Here is a 1,405-nt window from a genome sequence, read left to right on the forward strand (position 1 = left end):
CTTCACGAATATGATCCAGATGTTTCCATGGCTTGAGGGTGCCGATAAAGCGCTCTTTCATATCAGTCAACCTTTGCTCCTTCTCCTTCAGGCCCAGAGTGTTAATGTCAGAACATTCTTTGTCGGCAGAAGCATGAGCGACAGAAAGTGACAAAAATAAAGCAATAAACAGTGAGAGTCGTGTATTCATGGCGAGCCTAAAGAGGGTTTGAGAAATGAACACGCAAGGTGTTGAGAGGAAAACGGAACAGATAGAGTAATTAGGTTAGATTGTCGGATCTGTCAAATTCCGCCGTTGAATATCGGATTCAGTCTTAACACCAGTGTATTTCATCCATGCAGACTCGCTTTTCATTAGCTCATGACTGCCCTGTCTGTGACATGCCAGCTGCCTTTTTTATGCACGACAGATTTTCCAGGGTAAACTCAGGAGGGTTATCGACCCTTTTAATGGTCAATAATGATTTTCCCGAAAACAGGGCGCTTGCCAGTGGCTGTCGTGTTAAATGCTCTGTGGCAGGCTCCGGGGTGGTTTTTGAAGATTTCTTCTGGACCGATGAAGACTACCGCAGCGTGTTTTCTCAATCGGGTCTCAAGGTACTGGCCTGGCATCAGCCTCTGGGGAAACCTGAAGATGGTACGCCCTGGAAGGATGAGCTGCATTCACCTTTGTTCAGTATTTACATTTTGGGACGTTGACTGGCTCATGCAATACGGCTATTGGTGATCCTCGGGCTCAATAAACTCCTGTTGCTTCCTGCATACGGGGCATTTCCATCTGGGCAGATCAATGGTGATTTCAAGTTTCGTTCTGCATTCGGGGCATTCGGACGTTTGAGGTTTGTTGAATTTTTTAAAACACGCACCACACAAGTAGTGAAAGCAACTGGTAATCTTGACAACACTGCTTTTGGTAAACTTGTCCAGGCAAACAGGGCAGCGATGTGAAAGATCGTCATTCCGGGTGTCAGGCCGAATACCAACAAAGTGATTATCCCTGAGTAGAAGTCCCAGATATACCGTTTCCTCTGAGGTATTGATAGCCGATGCTTGTGAGACTACGTGGACTTCAACATCACCAGAAGTGGCGTAGGTGAAAACCTGATCCTGAGTCAAGCCACTGGCCTGCAGATTGACAACGACAAATGTTTTCTTGAACAGGTAGCTCAGCAGTGGCAATAAAATATCGAAGTCTGGCCATTTATTTTCGAGGAGTTGTTGCCTGACCAGTTGGACCTTTTCCAAGCCCTTTGCCGTTACCCAGCCTGATAGAAAATCTGAAAGTTCAGTGTCCGGTTCCTGCTGATCATCATTTAAAGAATGGTTAATCATGACTTTGAGTATTTGAATCAGTGAGGAGACGCTTCGACCTCCGGATAAATGGATGGCATGTAGCCAGCAAAAG

Annotated in this window: 3 protein-coding genes; 1 reads left to right on the forward strand and 2 read right to left on the reverse strand. The window is 45.9% G+C overall.

All coding sequences use genetic code 11. From position 1 onward, the window contains the following. On the reverse strand, window positions 1-190 hold a 190-nt coding region (locus KDK17_RS02720), incomplete at its 3' end, for a hypothetical protein (RefSeq protein ID WP_257287289.1). Window positions 191-399: 209 nt separating this feature from the next. Between KDK17_RS02720 and KDK17_RS02725 the strand changes: the two genes are divergently transcribed. After that, entirely contained in the window at window positions 400-699 is a 300-nt protein-coding gene (locus KDK17_RS02725) for a hypothetical protein (protein WP_257287290.1), read from the forward strand. An 18-nt stretch (window positions 700-717) separates the two neighbouring features. Here the strand turns inward: KDK17_RS02725 and KDK17_RS02730 are convergent. Then, window positions 718-1,405, reverse strand: a 688-nt coding sequence (locus KDK17_RS02730; protein ID WP_257287291.1) for a zinc finger, RING-type domain-containing protein, incomplete at its 5' end; no start/stop codon positions are given.

This window comes from Endozoicomonas sp. SESOKO2, assembly GCF_024606245.1.
GTDB lineage: Bacteria > Pseudomonadota > Gammaproteobacteria > Pseudomonadales > Endozoicomonadaceae > Endozoicomonas_A.

Excerpts from the sequence above, each read along its gene's own strand:
- KDK17_RS02725 (WP_257287290.1), top strand. The coding sequence starts at position 400 with ATGCACGACAGATTTTCCAGGGTAAACTCAGGAGGGTTATCGACCCTT.